This window comes from Staphylococcus agnetis (assembly GCF_002901865.1).
In the GTDB taxonomy this organism is placed as follows: domain Bacteria; phylum Bacillota; class Bacilli; order Staphylococcales; family Staphylococcaceae; genus Staphylococcus; species Staphylococcus agnetis.
In genome coordinates this window covers 70,944-86,530 of sequence record NZ_PPQF01000047.1, presented here as the reverse complement: position 1 = coordinate 86,530, position 15,587 = coordinate 70,944, and the positions used below count along the sequence as shown (strand labels likewise).

Here is a 15,587-nt window from a genome sequence, read left to right as displayed (position 1 = left end):
ACGTTAATATGTATTAATTATAGTACAGACAATCCCAATTTTGAAGGTATAAGGTTGATAAGATGAGCGAAATTAAATATGAACATAGAAATCCCAAACCGCCAAAAGGGGGTATGAAACGACGCAAAAAACGTCGTATACGAAAACTCCCATTTATTATTTTGGCTATTATTATTATCTTAATTGCAACGACTGTTTTTACGATTTCGAGTTATCGTTCTGGTCTTGAAGTTGCCAAAGATCATAAACAAGCACCTAAGTTACATAAATTTAACGGTACATCTAAAAATGATGCGAAAGCAACGGTACTTATTTTAGGTTCTGACCGTGAAGATGGTGGTGTTTCACGAACGGATTCCATTATGATTGCTCAGTATGATTTTCTTCATAAAGATATGAAAATTGTATCTGTAATGCGTGATATTTACGCAGATATACCTGGATATAATCGTTATAAAATTAACACCGCTTATTCATTAGGTGGACCAGAATTGTTGCGTAAAACACTTAAAGAGAATTTAGGTATTGAACCAGAATACTATGCAACGCTCGACTTTAAAGGATTTGAAGCCATGATTGATGAATTGAGTCCTGAAGGTGTTCCAATTAATGTTGAAAAAGATATGTCAGCTAAAATTGGTGTGTCATTGAAGAAAGGACAACACCGTCTAAATGGTAAAGAATTGTTAGGTTATGCCCGTTTTCGACATGATGAAGAAGGCGATTTCGGTCGTGTTCGACGTCAACAACAAGTGATGAGTGCTCTAAAACAAGAACTTGTGCAACCGTCGACGGTATTTAAATTACCGAAACTTGCAGGAATTATGCGTGGCTATGTAGCAACAGATATGCCTGACTCTGCGATTTACCAAACAGGTATTGGCTTTATCGTTCGTGGGGATAAAAATATTAAAACATTGAGCGTACCAGTAAAAGGGACTTACGAAGATGTGACTACGAATGATGGCGGTAGTGCACTAGGTATTGATAAAGAAGCGAACAAAAAACAAATTCAAGAATTTTTAAATGACTAATGGTGACAGGTGGGCATTGTGCCTGCCTGTTTTTTTATGTGAACCTAACACACTTTTAAAGTGGGACACCACGTCGATGAACATTAAAATCCCTTCAGCATTCATCCTGAAATGAACGGTGAAGGGATTTAAAATAGATATACGATACAGATTTAGCTTCTACTGATCGATTTTACGTTTACCACCAACGCCATAATGTTGTGGTTTCATTTCTTCGATGACCACAGAAATGGCATCTCGGTTGGCTTTTGTTGTTTTTTCTACTGCATCTGTTACTTCTGAAACGAGGGCTTTTAATTGTTCATCTGAACGACCTTCTAATAGTTGTACTGTTACGATTGGCATGTAAGTCGCCTCCTTTTCTTTTATTATAGCATTTTCTTTGGAAAAGACTGGCTCTTCTTAAGATTTTTTTAAATTTTAGGGTTTGATTTGCCAAATGAATTCCTTTATAGATATGATAGAGAAAACGTTTAAATCTCGGAGGTACAATATGGGTTTTGAAAACATTTTAACATCATTAGGAATTAACGGCATGCATGTGTATATTCGATTAGATCAGAATGAATATCGTGTGTCTGATGCTATCAGTGGGTGTATTCATTTTAAAGCGGGAGACAGTGCTCAAACTGTGACACATACCGAAGTTAAACTCATTGAAAAATATGAAAACAATGATGAAACAAGTGAATTTTCACAGCTAGAAAATGAATTAGCTGCTTTTACACTTGAAGACAGTTTTACTGTTGAAAAAGGTCATCCTTATAAAGCGACTTTCAATTTCAAACCAGAAAACCTCAATTTTCAATCTAAAGACAGTAAAGTTTATTTAAAGGCTCATGTTTATATTGATTTAGGTATAGACGAAGAAGTTGAAGAAATCATTCCATATGTAACGCATTAATATTTTTTGTTGAGACTAAAGCGCATACGTATCACGCTTTGGTCTCTTTTTTATGTTTTTTAACAAAGAAGCAACATATTTCATCTTGAAAACAGAACATATGTTCGCATATAATGAAACTATCCTTCAGTATGAAAAAAATGGGGTGGTTGGATGTATGATTATAATTTGTTAGAAAACCGAGATATTTTATGTATTGATCAAAAGAGTTTTTTTGCGAGTGTCTCATGTATTGAAAAAGGTTTAAATCCTTTAGACACCAAATTAGCTGTTGTTGCGGATACAAAACGTCAGGGGTCAGTTGTATTAGCAGCAACCCCAAAATTAAAAGCATTAGGGATAAAAACAGGGTCACGTTTATTTGAAATTCCGCACAGAAACGATATCTATATTATTAATCCGAGCATGCGAAAATATTTAGAAGTATCATTAAAAATTTCTCAAATTGCATTGCGGTATGTCCCAGCTGAAGATTTACACCAATATAGTATTGATGAATTTTTTATGGATGTTACTAAAAGTTATTATCGTTTTAGTACAACGCTTAAATCATTTTGCGAACGCTTAATTAAGGAAATTTTAGATGAAACACAAATTCAATGTGCGATTGGTATTGGCCCGAATATGTTGATGAGTAAAGTGGCATTGGATAATGAAGCAAAAAATAATGAGAACTACATTGCTGAATGGCGCTATGAAGATGTTCCGAGCAAACTGTGGAAAATTGAGCCTTTACGTGACTTTTGGGGGATTAGTAAACAAACAGAAAAAAAGTTAAATCAACGTGGGATTTTTAATATTGGGCAACTTGCACAATACCCATATCAATATTTAAAGCGTGATTTTGGCATTATAGGCGTAGACTTACATCTCCATGCAAATGGTATTGATCAAAGTCATATTAGTGATACGTATCAAGTGATTAATCCGTCTATATGTAAAAGTCAGATTTTAATGCGAGATTACACTTATGAAGAAACAAAAGTCGTGATGCAAGAGTTGATTGAAGATGTGGCCAGTCGTTTAAGATCGCGTAATCAATTTGCGAAGACGATTCATTTCTCATATGGCTATAGTGAAGGGGGTGGCATATCTAAGCAATACACATTACAAGATGCGACCAATTTAGATCGTGATATCATTCAAACGGTATTTCGATTAGCAGATGAGAAGTGTGACAAAACAGAATTATATCGCACACTGAGTGTGTCCTTGACACAATTTGTATCAGATACAGATCGACAGCTCAATTTATTTATAGATGAATATCAGCGACGTAGAGATGAAAAGTTAGCCAAAACCATTGATTATTTACATCAAAAATACGGACGAGGAAGTGTATCCAAGGCAGTGTCATTTACAGATGCAGGAACAAAACATAATCGACTTGGTCTAATGGCGGGTCATAAAATGTAGTTTGAAATGGTGCACAGCAAAATGATGTCAAAGGATTGCAATTATGTAGTAACCATATTTATATTATGTAAACCTTATAAGGTAAATTTAAAAAAGAAAACCGGGCAACTAGGGGGTGTTGCTCGGTTTTTTAATTTATATACGTGTCAAATTGATGGGAGAGGGCTTGTCTTCCTGCATCGCGATCAGAGGCTGATTTAAAGCTGATGCGTAAGGCACCATAAATATCTTCACGCACTTCTAAAATACGTAAGTTACTAATTGAAATACGACGCGTGCTTAAAATATCAAGTACTTGAGAAATCGTACCGGGTTTATCCGGGATGTCGACATATAAATCAAATGTACTATTCATCGCCCCTTTGTTACGCAATGGCAATTCATCGCGGTACATTTTGGCATGATTAAAAAATGCATACAATCCATTTGCATCTTGAGATTCAAGTAACGTAATGACATCATCGAATTGTGAACGTAATTGTTTCATAACAGTTAAAATATGTTGGGTATTTTCTAAAGAAATGTCACGCCACATTTCAGGATTACTACTAGCGATACGCGTAATATCACGAAATCCACCAGCTGCTAGATCTTTAACCCACTCAGAATCACGTGCATAAAGCGCATTTAAATGAACTAAACTTGATGCAACAAAGTGGGGAACATGACTCACAATACCTGTAATCTTATCATGTTCATCTGCAGTCATAGAGATGACCTTAGCGCGCGTATATTGAAGTAGAGATTGAATTTTCTCAGAGGCGTGATTATTTTCTGGCAAGTCATGAACAAGAACGTAATAGGCATTTTCAAATAAATGTTTTTTGGCGTTTAATACACCACTTTTATGACTCCCTGCCATAGGGTGTCCACCAATAAGATGTATATCATGTTTTAATAATGAACGCTCAAACGCTTGAATTGTAGATTTTGTACTACCAGTATCGGTAACTATAAGACCTGGGCGCGTTTCGTATTGAGACATTTCTTTAAGGTAAGCCGTCGTCGTTTGAACAGGTGTAGCAAAAATAACAATATCCGCTTGTGCTAATCCATGTGCATAATTTGTAGTAATTGTATCTACAATGCCCATTGACATCGCACGTTGTAACTGATGATGATTGGCATCATAAGCTGTGATGTGAATATCTTCATAAAAATATTTAAAATTACTGGCTAAACTCCCTCCAATTAAGCCTAAACCTACGAAAAAAATGTTAGTCATAGTGCACCGCCTATTGTAATAATATTCAGATATTTTAACATTTTAAAGCGTTTAATTGCAATAGAATACACGGTAATCTTGTGAAGAAATAAGAGAAGATAGGTATAATGAGGGAAAGATGAGTGAAGGGGAGAGAAACATGTATAATCAAGCATTAAATTATCTAAAAGATTTAACTGCGATACATAGCCCATCAGGTGATACAGCACTTGCAATTCAGTATGTGAAAACACAGCTTACTCAGATGGGCTATTCACCCGAAATGACACGAAAAGGTGGCTTATACGTAGAAGTAGAGGGGCAAAACAAGGCACAAAAACGTTGTATTACTGCTCATGTTGATACGTTAGGTGCAATGGTAAAAGAAATATTAGAGGACGGTCGCGTACGAATAGATTTGATTGGTGGCTTTAAATACAACGCTATTGAAGGAGAATATTGTACCATCCGGACTTCTGATGATAAGACGTATACGGGTACCATTCTCTTACATGAAACATCTCCGCACGTATATTTAAACAATCAGAAAATTGAACGTACGCAAGAACATATGGAAGTACGCATTGACGCTAAAACAATGTCAAAACAAGAAACATTAGATCTTGGAATCAATGTAGGTGATTTTATCAGCTTTGACCCACGTACTGAAGTTACATCGACAGGCTTTATAAAATCACGACACTTAGATGATAAAGTCAGTGTTGCATTAATGCTAGCTTATTTAAAATCATTGCATATCGATAATATAGTATTACCGTATACAACCATTTTTTATTTTTCAAATAACGAAGAGATAGGGTATGGCGCAAACTCGAATATTGATACAGCAATTGAGGAATTTATTGCATTAGATATGGGGGCCATAGGAGATGGGCAAAATACTGATGAATATTCAGTCTCCATATGCGCAAAAGACGCCTCGGGTCCTTATCATAAGCAACTACGCCAACAACTGGTGAAATTATGTCAAAAAGAAAATATTCATTACAAAGTTGATATCTATCCATATTATGCATCTGACGCGACGGGGGCGTTACATGCAGGGGCAGATGTGAAACATGGTTTGTTTGGAGCAGGTATTGAATCATCACATGCAATGGAACGTACACATCAAACGTCTATAACAGCCACATATCAATTACTTAAAGCGTATTGTGAGTCCGACACAATGGTTTGATGGTGAAAGTGTTTTCATCCAGATGGCTGTAGATGAACGATAGAAATGCACTTTGAAGCACGACACATTTTGACAATAATGTATTAAAAAAAGTTTCTCTCTGACTATTCCAATATTGGCGTAATGTGGTTGAATACGTTAAAATAAAGTGAGACAAAAGTATCGATTATTACTAAAAGTAGTGATGAAATATCATCATGTATTCGAGCTATGAATTGGGTTTAAATGAAAAACGCGTTGCATCTTGGTCAAAACATCTTTCATCATATTGGATAAATGGAAACATCCATAGTATAAACATAAATGACCCTCTCCATTAATACTTACAAAATGTTTTAGAGAAATAGGAGTTATAAAATGAAATTTACAAATTTAACAACGGCTGAATTCGGTGCGTTTGCTGATTCAATGCCGTACAGCCATTTCACACAAATGGTAGGAAATTATGAATTGAAAGTGGCAGAAGGTGTTGAGACGCATCTTGTGGGAATAAAGGACAACCAAAATAATATCCTTGCAGCATGTTTATTAACTGCTACGCCTGTCATGAAGTTTTTTAAATATTTTTATAGTAATCGTGGTCCTATCATTGATTACGATAATAAAGAACTGGTTCATTTTTTCTTTAATGAACTCTCAAAATATGTAAAAAAATATAATGCGTTGTATTTACGTGTCGACCCTTATCTACCAATGTTGAAACGTAATCACGATGGAGAAGTCATTGAACGATTTAATAACGATTGGATTTTTGACAAAATGGCAGAATTGGGTTACGACCATGATGGCTTTACAGTTGGGTTTGACCCAATTAAACAAATACGTTTCCATTCGGTATTAGACTTAAAAGATAAAACGGCTAACGATGTCTTAAAAGATATGGATAGCTTAAGAAAACGTAACACTAAAAAAGTACAAAAAAACGGCGTGAAAGTGCGCTTTTTAAAAGAAGATGAACTTCATATTTTTAGAGGCTTTATGGAAGATACATCTGAAGCAAAAGATTTCTTAGATCGTGATGATGATTTCTACTATAATCGTTACAAACATTATAAAGAACGTGTACTTGTACCATTAGCTTATATTGATTTCAATGAATATATTGAAGAATTGAAAAATGAAGAACGTGCACTTAATAAAGAAATAACAAAAGCTGAAAAAGACATTGAAAAGCGACCAGACAATAAAAAAGCGCTCAATAAAAAACAAAACCTTGAACAGCAACTCGAAGCGCAAAACGCTAAAATTGAAGAAGCTCAACGCCTTCAAGCTGAGCATGGCAATGAATTACCAATATCAGCAGCATATTATATTATTAATCCATTTGAAGTGGTTTATTATGCAGGAGGTACTGCGAATCAATTCCGTCATTTCGCAGGAAGTTATGCTATTCAATGGACGATGATTAATTACGCGATTGATCAAGGTATACCACGCTACAACTTCTATGGTGTGAGTGGCGATTTCTCAGATGATGCCGAAGATGCAGGTGTAGTGAAATTTAAAAAAGGTTTTAACGCAGATGTGCTTGAATATGTTGGTGATTTTGTGAAACCAATCCACAAACCGGCGTATCAATTGTATACACAACTTAAGAAATTAAAAGATAGAAAGTAATGTAAAAGAAGGGGATTCATTGGTATGAAATTTACAGAACTCACAGTTGAAGAATATGACCAATTTGTACAAAATCCTGCTTTAGAAAGCCATTATTTCCAAGTTAAAGAAAATATTGGAACACGTGAAGCAGACGGGTTTCAAGTCGTTTTACTTGGAATTAAAGGTGAAAATAATCAAATTCTAGCAGCAAGTTTATTCTCAAAAATTCCTACAATGGGAAGTTATGTTTATTATTCTAATCGCGGTCCAGTTATGGACTATTCTGATTTAGGTTTAGTTGACTTTTACTTAAAAGAACTCGATGTTTATTTACAAAAAAACAAATGTTTATACGTCAAAATGGACCCATACTGGCTCTATCAAGTGTATGACAAAGATATCAAACCTATAACAGACAAGGATGCTAATGAAAAGCTAGTTCAACTATTTAAATCACATGGTTATGAACATCATGGATTTACGACAGCATATGATACATCAAGTCAAGTTCGTTGGATGGGTGTTTTGAATTTAAAAGGCCAATCACCTCAAACAATTAAAAAGCAATTTGATAGCCAACGGAAACGTAATGTAAATAAAGCAATCAATTACGGCATACGGGTCAAGTTTTTAAATGAAAATGAAGTGGATCAATTCCTAGAACTATATCGTGAAACTGAAGCACGTGCAGGATTCGTTTCAAAAACAGATGATTATTTCAAAAACTTTATTTCGAATTATGGTAGCAAAGCATTGATACCGCTCGCTTATATCGATTTAGATGAGTATATTATGTCGTTACAAGACAGCTTAAATGATAAAGAAACGCGTCGTGATCAAATGATGGCGAATGAAAATAAATCTGATAAACAATTGAAGAAAATTGCAGAATTAGATAAACAAATTGATCATGACAAAAATGAAATGTTAAAAGTGAGCGAATTACGTAAAACAGATGGTCAAATTTTAAATTTAGCGTCTGGTGTATATTTTGCAAACGGTTATGAAATTAACTATTTCTCAGGCGGCTCAAGTGAAAAATACAATCATTTTATGGGCCCATATGCTATGCACTGGTACATGATTAATTATTGTTTCGAGCATGGTTATGAGCGCTACAATTTCTACGGTTTATCTGGTGATTTTACTGAAAACAGTGAAGATTACGGTGTGTATCGATTTAAACGTGGGTTTAATGTTCAAATCGAAGAATTAATTGGAGACTTTTACAAACCTATTAATAAACCGAAATATTTCTTGTTTAATACGTTAAATAAAGTGCGTGCTAAAATTAAAAAATAAAAGTTAAAACACTCGCAATGATACAAGTTGCGAGTGTTTTCGTTTATAGTTTTGAGATGCCAGTGAAGTAAAAGGACATAATTTAACATATTTATGTTATGTAAACCAAAAAGGCTTTTAAGCCTATTTGAATTCCTTTGTAAGTAAATGAAATTATCACAGTTTAAGTAAGAAGTTTGACATAATCAATGATGTAGATGGATAAAAAATGTGACTAATCCAAGTGACATACAAAGCTGTGCATTAGAAATTTATAAATACGAAAAAACATGTAAATGAACGTAGATATGATATAATGATTTTCGAACAGTTTTTAGTTTACATAATATATATTATAGGAAGTTAACTATAGCAAAGCATGGCACCTTCTTTCTATATACATTTAAACCCGTTAACAATATGCTAACGGGTTTTATGATCTATATTTTCGTTCTATGCGGGATAATTCTTTTTGATATTTTTTCTCTTGACGTTTCTTACGCCAATTACGTGTGAAATACCATAATATTAAACTTAATATAAGACTAAGTACAGATACGAATGCTGCAAAGCCTAATAAAGGTTCATACGTAATATGATAGAAATTCGGTAATATGAAAGCTAACACACCTAAAATAACAAAGCTTAAAATAGCAGTAAAAAACCATTTGTTTAACATTAACGTACAAAAGATTGTGAGTACAATCATTATAACTATTGAGATCCATAAATAATTAGGCATATCTAGTATTGTCATCGTGAACCCCCTTTATCATGTTGTCTTCATTATACATGACTTTAAAAGATATGTATGTACAATGAAATCGATTTCTTCTTTAAAAAATAATGTATAATAGATTTAACTATTTATAAAGGGAGGAACTTTTATGACGCAAAAACTAAAACAACGTAATGAAGTACCTGTATCAGAAACGTGGGATTTGAGAGATCTATTTGAAAATGATGCAGCATATGAAGATGCGATTATCGCTTTAGTTTCAAGGTCGGAAGCCTTTCACAAACAATATGCTACGGCTATTCGCGATGTATCTTCGATTGAGAGTGTATTGGATGCATTAAGTGAATTAACGATTGAAATTGATCGCGTTGCCAATTATTCCCATTTACAATTAAGTGTTGAGTCAACAGATCCTGAAAAACAACGGCTAAATGCGCTATTTAATCAAAACTACGGTAAAATAGCGAGTCAACTGACTTTTGTGGAATCTGAACTGCTGCAATTAGATACGAATGTGCTTCAGAATGCAATGCAAACATCAAAGTATGATTATTACTTAAAACGTTTGTTAAAACGACAACCACATCAGTTGCATCCGGAAGCAGAGAAAGTTTTAGCTGAAATGATTGCGGCATTAAATGTACCTTATGACTTATATGAAGTAACAAAAATGTTAGATATTGATTTTGGTCAATTTGAAGTTAACGGTAAACTTTATAATATGGATTACACAACGTTTGAAGGTATTTATGAAGATGATCCTGATACAGATTTAAGACGTCAAAGCTTTAAACATTTTAGTGATACACTACGTAAATATCAACATACGACTGCAGCGGTGTATCAAGCGCATGTACAAAACGAGAAATTAGAGGCAAATTTAAGAGGATATACGTCGGTAATCGATTTCTTATTAGAGGATCAAGATGTATCAGCAGATATGTATCATCGTCAAATTGATATCATTATGTCCGATTTAGCCCCTATTATGCGTAAATATGCGCGATTATTAAAAGAAGTGCATCAATTAGATACGATGAAATATGAAGATTTAAAAATTTCCATTGATCCTGATTATGAACCCAAAATTTCAATTCAAGATTCCGAGCAGTATATTTACAATGCGCTAAGTGTTTTAGGTGAAGATTATTTAAAAATGACTAAAAAAGCGTATAAAGAACGCTGGATTGATTTTCCTCAAAATAAAGGGAAAGAAACTGGTGCTTATTGCGCAAGTCCATACGCTTCTCATAGCTATATTTTCATATCATGGACTGGAAAAATGAATGAGGTTTTTGTTCTTGCCCATGAACTGGGTCATGCAGGTCATTTCAATTTAGCTCAAGCGCATCAAAACATTTTGCACTCAGAGACTTCATTGTATTTTGTAGAAGCACCTTCTACTATGAATGAAATGTTGATGGCACAATATTTATTAGAGCAAAATAGTGATGACCCTCGCTTTAAACGATGGGTACTGAGTTCTTTAATATCTAGAACGTATTATCATAATATGGTTACGCACCTTCTTGAAGCCGCATTTCAACGAGAAGTTTATCGTTGTGTTGATAATGGTGAGCATTTAACGGCTGATAAACTTAATACGTTGAAACGTAATGTTATCGAAGCGTTTTGGGGTGATGAAGTAAACATATCATCAGGTGCAGAATTAACATGGATGCGTCAGCCGCACTATTATATGGGTTTATATCCTTATACATATTCTGCTGGCTTAACGATTGGAACATTAATGGCGCAACGTATTAAAGAGGAAGGTCAAGCCGCTGTAAAAGATTGGCTTGAAGTATTAAAGGCAGGCGGAAGTATGTCCCCTCTTGAGTTAACACAAATTGCAGGCTTGGATATGTCGACGGACAAACCTTTAAAAGATACAATACAATTTATTGGTTCTTTAGTAGATGAAATAGAAAACTTAACACATGAACTTTAGAAATAATCTAGGCGCTTATTCACTACATGGATAAGCGCTAATTTGTTTGACTTAAACATCCTTAAGTTATATATTTAACATATAAACAACATAAATAAACAAAATTAAACATATATTTCTCATATAGCAAGGATGATTTCAATGAAAAAAGTGTTAACCGTCACATTAAATGCGTCAATAGACATTAGTTATCATATGGAGGAACTACGCCTCGACACAACAAATAGAGTGACACAAGTTTCAAAAACTGCTGGTGGTAAAGGGCTTAACGTTACGCGCGTAGGACATCAATTAGGATTAGACATAACAGCAAGTGGTATTGTGGGTGGCACGTCAGGCTTATTTATCAAACAACAATTGGATCGTTTACACATCCCCCATCAATTTTTGGATAGTGGTGTAGAATCGCGTTTTTGTATTGCTATGATAACACAAGATGCTCAAACCGAAGTTTTAGAAAGTGGTATTGCTTTAAATGAGACGGTTCAGGAACAATTTGTCACATTTTATGATACTTTGATAAAAGATTATGACATCATTGCTATTTCTGGCAGTATTCCTCCAGGATTATCTGTGACGATGTATCAAGATTTAATTGATATTGCGAAACGTCAAAATAAATTTGTTATTTTAGATGTGAATGGTGCAACGTTAGCAACAATTTTGAAGCAAGAGACTGTTTTTAAACCCGATTTGATTAAACCTAATGAAGAAGAAATTGCTGAACTTACGGGCAATCCGGGTCATTTGTCCATACAATCATTGCAAAATGCTTTAAATCAACCTATATTTAATCAATTGCCAAACGTCCTGGTTACACTTGGGAAAGATGGTGCATTATTGAAGCATCATTCTCAATTTTATCAAGTTAATATACCATCTATTAATGCTGTAAATGCTGTGGGTTCTGGAGATAGTTCTATTGCAGGATTTTGTTCTGGATTGGTGCAATCTGAAGATATTCAAAATGCGACGAAGCGTGCTATGGCTGCGGGAATGGCAAATGCGATGCAACATGAGACTGGAAAAATTGATATGCATGATTTTGAAACACTATTGTCGCAAATAACTATACAGCCATTATAAAGTCTTTAATTTAATATTTATTTATAAAGAAAAACCTTCAAAGTTCAAATTGCTTTGAAGGTTTTAGTATATCTCAAATTTTTATGTTACAGACCTTAAGATTGACTGTCTTGAACGTGCGCCCGCCCTTTTTTTGTAAGCACGATTTTACCTGTCTCGATATTGATTAATCGTTTTTTATATAAGTGTCCGATTGCACGTTTAAATGCACCTTTACTCATTTGAAAAACTTCTTTAATGGCTTCAGGACTGGATTTATCCCAAAAAGGCAATTCACCTTCATACTCTACTAAAAGTTGAACGATTTTTTCACCATCGTCGTCTAGGCGTTCATGCGCTAATGGTAAAAATGATCCGTTTAACTCCCCTTTGTCATTAAATCCAATAATACGTACATCCATTGCTTGACCTAACCTTGGTTCTTCTTTTCTTTCAGATTCATGAACAAAAATTTTGTGTCCTTTTTCTGAAAGTAAAAAAGTACCGACTCTTAACAATCGATATGGTCGTGCAGTAATTGTTTGGTTTTGATACTGATCATCATGGATTGGGGTAAACATTTGTTGTACTGTCGTTTCTGAGGCTAAACGCGCAAACATTTGACGCTCACGATCGATACGTAATGTACAAAGTACTTCATCCCCTTTTTGTGGCCACAAAGATTTAATTTTTGGTAAATCTTCCCATGGAATAAGAACTTCACGTGGTAAACCAACGTCTACACGCGCACCGTCTCGATCCGTACTAATCACCTTTACAAAATCATAACGTCCCACTGTAATATCGGGCATATTTTGTGTAGCGAAAAGATCTCCTGATCTGTTTGGGAAAATAAAGAAACTATAGGATTCCCCTATTTCTAAGTCATCTTCATCATTGATTTCTGATGGATTTAACTTTACTTTTTCTTTGTTCGGACCTTCTAATATATATGTTGATCCTTCTAGCGCTTTTACTTCTAAAAAGTCTATAGTCCCAACGATTTCATTTTCTTTAAAAGACATAATTATCTCCTCGTAATTTTATTATTACCATTATATCATGAGTATTGCACAGAAGCATTAAGTGTTCATTTTTATAAACGATAAATCATGTCGAAACACTATTGAATATATGGTATAATGCACCCGTTAGTATTATTGTATAAAAGGAGAAAATGCATGTTACAAGTTACCGATGTTAGTTTACGTTTTGGTGATCGTAAATTATTCGAAGATGTAAATATAAAATTCACACCTGGGAACTGTTACGGTTTAATTGGTGCAAATGGTGCGGGGAAATCTACGTTTTTAAAAATTTTATCAGGAGAAATTGATTCACAAACAGGTCATGTGTCATTAGGTAAAGATGAGCGTTTAGCCGTGTTAAAACAAGATCATTTTGCATATGAAGATGAACGTGTATTAGATGTCGTCATTAAAGGTCATGAACGTTTATTTGAAGTGATGCAGGAAAAAGATGCGATTTACATGAAACCTGATTTTAGTGATGAAGATGGTATTCGCGCTGCAGAACTTGAAGGTGAATTTGCAGAAATGAATGGTTGGAATGCTGAATCAGATGCAGCTACCCTACTCTCTGGTTTAGGCATTGCCTCAGATTTACATGATAAAAAAATGGCTGAACTAGAAAACAATCAAAAAGTTAAAGTATTGCTTGCACAAAGTTTATTTGGTGAACCTGACGTACTCTTACTCGATGAGCCTACAAACGGACTTGATATTCAAGCGATTAGCTGGTTAGAAGACTTTTTAATTAATTTTGATAATACAGTTATTGTAGTATCTCACGACCGTCATTTCTTAAATAACGTTTGTACGCACATTGCTGATTTAGATTTTGGAAAAATTAAAATCTACGTAGGTAACTATGATTTCTGGTATCAATCTAGTCAATTAGCACAAAAAATGGCTCAAGAACAAAATAAGAAAAAAGAAGAAAAGATTAAAGAACTTCAAGACTTTATTGCACGCTTCTCTGCTAATGCTTCTAAATCTAAGCAAGCAACAAGTCGTAAAAAACAATTAGAAAAAATTGAATTAGATGATATCCAACCTTCATCACGTCGATATCCATTTGTAAAATTCACACCAGAGCGTGAAATTGGAAATGATTTGTTATTTGTACAGAACATTTCTAAAACTGTAGAAGGTGAAAAAGTATTAGATAACATTTCATTCACAATGAACCCTAATGATAAAGCGGTATTAATCGGACAAAGTGAAATTGCTAAAACAACACTTTTAAAAATATTAGCCGGTGAAATGGAACCAGATGAAGGTACGGTTAAATGGGGTGTAACAACATCTCAAAGTTATTTCCCTAAAGACAATTCGGAGTACTTCGATAACGTCAATATGGACTTAGTGGAATGGTTACGCCAATATGCGCCTGAAGATGAACAAACAGAAACGTTTTTACGTGGTTTCTTAGGACGTATGTTATTTAGTGGTGAAGAAGTTAAGAAAAAGGCAAGCGTTCTATCGGGTGGAGAAAAAGTGCGTTGTATGTTGAGTAAAATGATGCTTTCAAGTGCAAATGTACTCTTGCTAGATGAACCAACCAACCACCTTGATTTAGAAAGTATTACATCAGTCAATGAAGGCTTAAAATCATTTAAAGGTTCTCTGATCTTCACATCACATGACTTTGAATTTATTAATACAATTGCCAATCGTGTAATTGATCTTGATGAAACGGGTAGTTTATCTAAAGAAATATCATATGAACGTTATTTAGAAGAAAAAGGACTATTAAAAAAGAAATAATGTGTGCAATGAAAAGCGTGGACGCGCATCTTTACGATGTTTCCGTCCACGCTTTTTTAACGTAAATTTTCAGTAAATTTTAAAAAATCGCCCTTTTCTGTTTACATGACAAGTAGTGCTATGTATAATGATAAACATAACAATTCAATCATTACTGATGAGGCGCATCAATCATGAGTAGATATATTAATCATTGCCTGCAAGCAAGATATATCCAAAGGGTGAGATGCCGAAATAAACAGGATTTGCAGAAACTGTTTGTTGGATTCTGTGGTTAAGAGCTAAGAGTCTGTCATTATTTACGGATAATGGAGTGCATCACTTGTATATTAATTTTAACAAGTTCGCACACCGAACTTGTTTTTTTATTTATTGATGCCCCTTTCTTTAATTTAATGACATAAAGT

General features: G+C 34.3%; 13 protein-coding genes and 1 riboswitch. Of the genes, 9 read left to right on the top strand and 4 right to left on the bottom strand.

Annotated elements, in window-relative coordinates; translation table 11 throughout:
- Positions 1–62 precede the first annotated feature (62 nt).
- On the top strand, positions 63–1,034 hold the full coding sequence (locus CD172_RS08005) for an LCP family protein (protein ID WP_037564445.1): 972 nt from the start codon (positions 63–65) through the stop codon (positions 1,032–1,034).
- Between the two features lie 159 nt (positions 1,035–1,193).
- Here the strand turns inward: CD172_RS08005 and CD172_RS08000 are convergent, their stop codons facing one another.
- The gene (locus CD172_RS08000) at positions 1,194–1,379 is read right to left on the bottom strand and encodes a 2-hydroxymuconate tautomerase (RefSeq protein ID WP_037564442.1); all 186 of its coding nucleotides are present in this window, start codon (positions 1,377–1,379) and stop codon (positions 1,194–1,196) included.
- Positions 1,380–1,527: 148 nt separating this feature from the next.
- Here CD172_RS08000 and CD172_RS07995 point away from each other — a divergent pair, with 148 nt between their 5' ends.
- Positions 1,528–1,938: a sporulation protein gene (locus CD172_RS07995; protein WP_060551005.1), complete on the top strand. Its 411-nt coding sequence runs from the start codon at positions 1,528–1,530 to the stop codon at positions 1,936–1,938.
- A 153-nt stretch (positions 1,939–2,091) separates the two neighbouring features.
- Positions 2,092–3,354 (top strand): Y-family DNA polymerase, encoded by a 1,263-nt coding sequence (locus CD172_RS07990; RefSeq protein WP_085622339.1) that lies wholly within the window; start codon positions 2,092–2,094, stop codon positions 3,352–3,354.
- A gap of 130 nt (positions 3,355–3,484) precedes the next feature.
- Here the strand turns inward: CD172_RS07990 and CD172_RS07985 are convergent, their stop codons facing one another.
- Positions 3,485–4,579 carry a prephenate dehydrogenase gene (locus CD172_RS07985; RefSeq protein WP_103346024.1) on the bottom strand — a complete coding sequence of 365 codons (1,095 nt, stop codon included), beginning with the start codon at positions 4,577–4,579 and terminating at the stop codon, positions 3,485–3,487.
- A 139-nt stretch (positions 4,580–4,718) separates the two neighbouring features.
- Here CD172_RS07985 and CD172_RS07980 point away from each other — a divergent pair, with 139 nt between their 5' ends.
- From CD172_RS07980 to CD172_RS07970, 3 genes are all read left to right on the top strand, one after another.
- Positions 4,719–5,756 carry a M42 family metallopeptidase gene (locus CD172_RS07980; protein ID WP_103346023.1) on the top strand — a complete coding sequence of 346 codons (1,038 nt, stop codon included), beginning with the start codon at positions 4,719–4,721 and terminating at the stop codon, positions 5,754–5,756.
- 357 nt (positions 5,757–6,113) lie between these two features.
- On the top strand, positions 6,114–7,373 hold the full coding sequence (locus CD172_RS07975) for an aminoacyltransferase (RefSeq protein WP_103346022.1): 1,260 nt from the start codon (positions 6,114–6,116) through the stop codon (positions 7,371–7,373).
- Between the two features lie 24 nt (positions 7,374–7,397).
- The gene (locus CD172_RS07970) at positions 7,398–8,657 is read left to right on the top strand and encodes an aminoacyltransferase (protein ID WP_103346021.1); all 1,260 of its coding nucleotides are present in this window, start codon (positions 7,398–7,400) and stop codon (positions 8,655–8,657) included.
- A gap of 412 nt (positions 8,658–9,069) precedes the next feature.
- On the opposite strand, the gene CD172_RS07965 is transcribed toward CD172_RS07970, so the two are convergent.
- Positions 9,070–9,393 (bottom strand): hypothetical protein, encoded by a 324-nt coding sequence (locus CD172_RS07965; RefSeq protein WP_037564429.1) that lies wholly within the window; start codon positions 9,391–9,393, stop codon positions 9,070–9,072.
- A 130-nt stretch (positions 9,394–9,523) separates the two neighbouring features.
- Between CD172_RS07965 and pepF the strand changes: the two genes are divergently transcribed.
- Together pepF and CD172_RS07955 are read left to right on the top strand one after the other, a co-directional pair.
- Positions 9,524–11,326 (top strand): oligoendopeptidase F, encoded by a 1,803-nt coding sequence (pepF, locus tag CD172_RS07960; protein WP_103346020.1) that lies wholly within the window; start codon positions 9,524–9,526, stop codon positions 11,324–11,326.
- Between the two features lie 141 nt (positions 11,327–11,467).
- Positions 11,468–12,412, top strand: a complete 945-nt coding sequence (locus CD172_RS07955) for a hexose kinase (RefSeq protein ID WP_157950603.1) — start codon at positions 11,468–11,470, stop codon at positions 12,410–12,412.
- 95 nt (positions 12,413–12,507) lie between these two features.
- On the opposite strand, the gene CD172_RS07950 is transcribed toward CD172_RS07955, so the two are convergent.
- The gene (locus CD172_RS07950) at positions 12,508–13,416 is read right to left on the bottom strand and encodes a CvfB family protein (RefSeq protein WP_060551016.1); all 909 of its coding nucleotides are present in this window, start codon (positions 13,414–13,416) and stop codon (positions 12,508–12,510) included.
- Positions 13,417–13,572: 156 nt separating this feature from the next.
- Here CD172_RS07950 and CD172_RS07945 point away from each other — a divergent pair, with 156 nt between their 5' ends.
- Positions 13,573–15,180: an ABC-F family ATP-binding cassette domain-containing protein gene (locus CD172_RS07945; RefSeq protein WP_060551017.1), complete on the top strand. Its 1,608-nt coding sequence runs from the start codon at positions 13,573–13,575 to the stop codon at positions 15,178–15,180.
- Between the two features lie 149 nt (positions 15,181–15,329).
- A riboswitch (Lysine riboswitch) is annotated at positions 15,330–15,507 on the top strand.
- Positions 15,508–15,587: the final 80 nt, after the last annotated feature.

Excerpts from the sequence above, each read along its gene's own strand:
- CD172_RS07995 (WP_060551005.1), top strand. The coding sequence starts at position 1,528 with ATGGGTTTTGAAAACATTTTAACATCATTAGGAATTAACGGCATGCAT.
- CD172_RS07965 (WP_037564429.1), bottom strand. The coding sequence starts at position 9,393 with ATGACAATACTAGATATGCCTAATTATTTATGGATCTCAATAGTTATA.
- CD172_RS07950 (WP_060551016.1), bottom strand. The coding sequence starts at position 13,416 with ATGTCTTTTAAAGAAAATGAAATCGTTGGGACTATAGACTTTTTAGAA.
- CD172_RS07975 (WP_103346022.1), top strand. The coding sequence starts at position 6,114 with ATGAAATTTACAAATTTAACAACGGCTGAATTCGGTGCGTTTGCTGAT.
- CD172_RS08005 (WP_037564445.1), top strand. The coding sequence starts at position 63 with ATGAGCGAAATTAAATATGAACATAGAAATCCCAAACCGCCAAAAGGG.
- CD172_RS07945 (WP_060551017.1), top strand. The coding sequence starts at position 13,573 with ATGTTACAAGTTACCGATGTTAGTTTACGTTTTGGTGATCGTAAATTA.
- CD172_RS07985 (WP_103346024.1), bottom strand. The coding sequence starts at position 4,579 with ATGACTAACATTTTTTTCGTAGGTTTAGGCTTAATTGGAGGGAGTTTA.
- CD172_RS07980 (WP_103346023.1), top strand. The coding sequence starts at position 4,719 with ATGTATAATCAAGCATTAAATTATCTAAAAGATTTAACTGCGATACAT.
- CD172_RS07955 (WP_157950603.1), top strand. The coding sequence starts at position 11,468 with ATGAAAAAAGTGTTAACCGTCACATTAAATGCGTCAATAGACATTAGT.
- CD172_RS08000 (WP_037564442.1), bottom strand. The coding sequence starts at position 1,379 with ATGCCAATCGTAACAGTACAACTATTAGAAGGTCGTTCAGATGAACAA.
- CD172_RS07990 (WP_085622339.1), top strand. The coding sequence starts at position 2,092 with ATGTATGATTATAATTTGTTAGAAAACCGAGATATTTTATGTATTGAT.
- CD172_RS07970 (WP_103346021.1), top strand. The coding sequence starts at position 7,398 with ATGAAATTTACAGAACTCACAGTTGAAGAATATGACCAATTTGTACAA.
- pepF (WP_103346020.1), top strand. The coding sequence starts at position 9,524 with ATGACGCAAAAACTAAAACAACGTAATGAAGTACCTGTATCAGAAACG.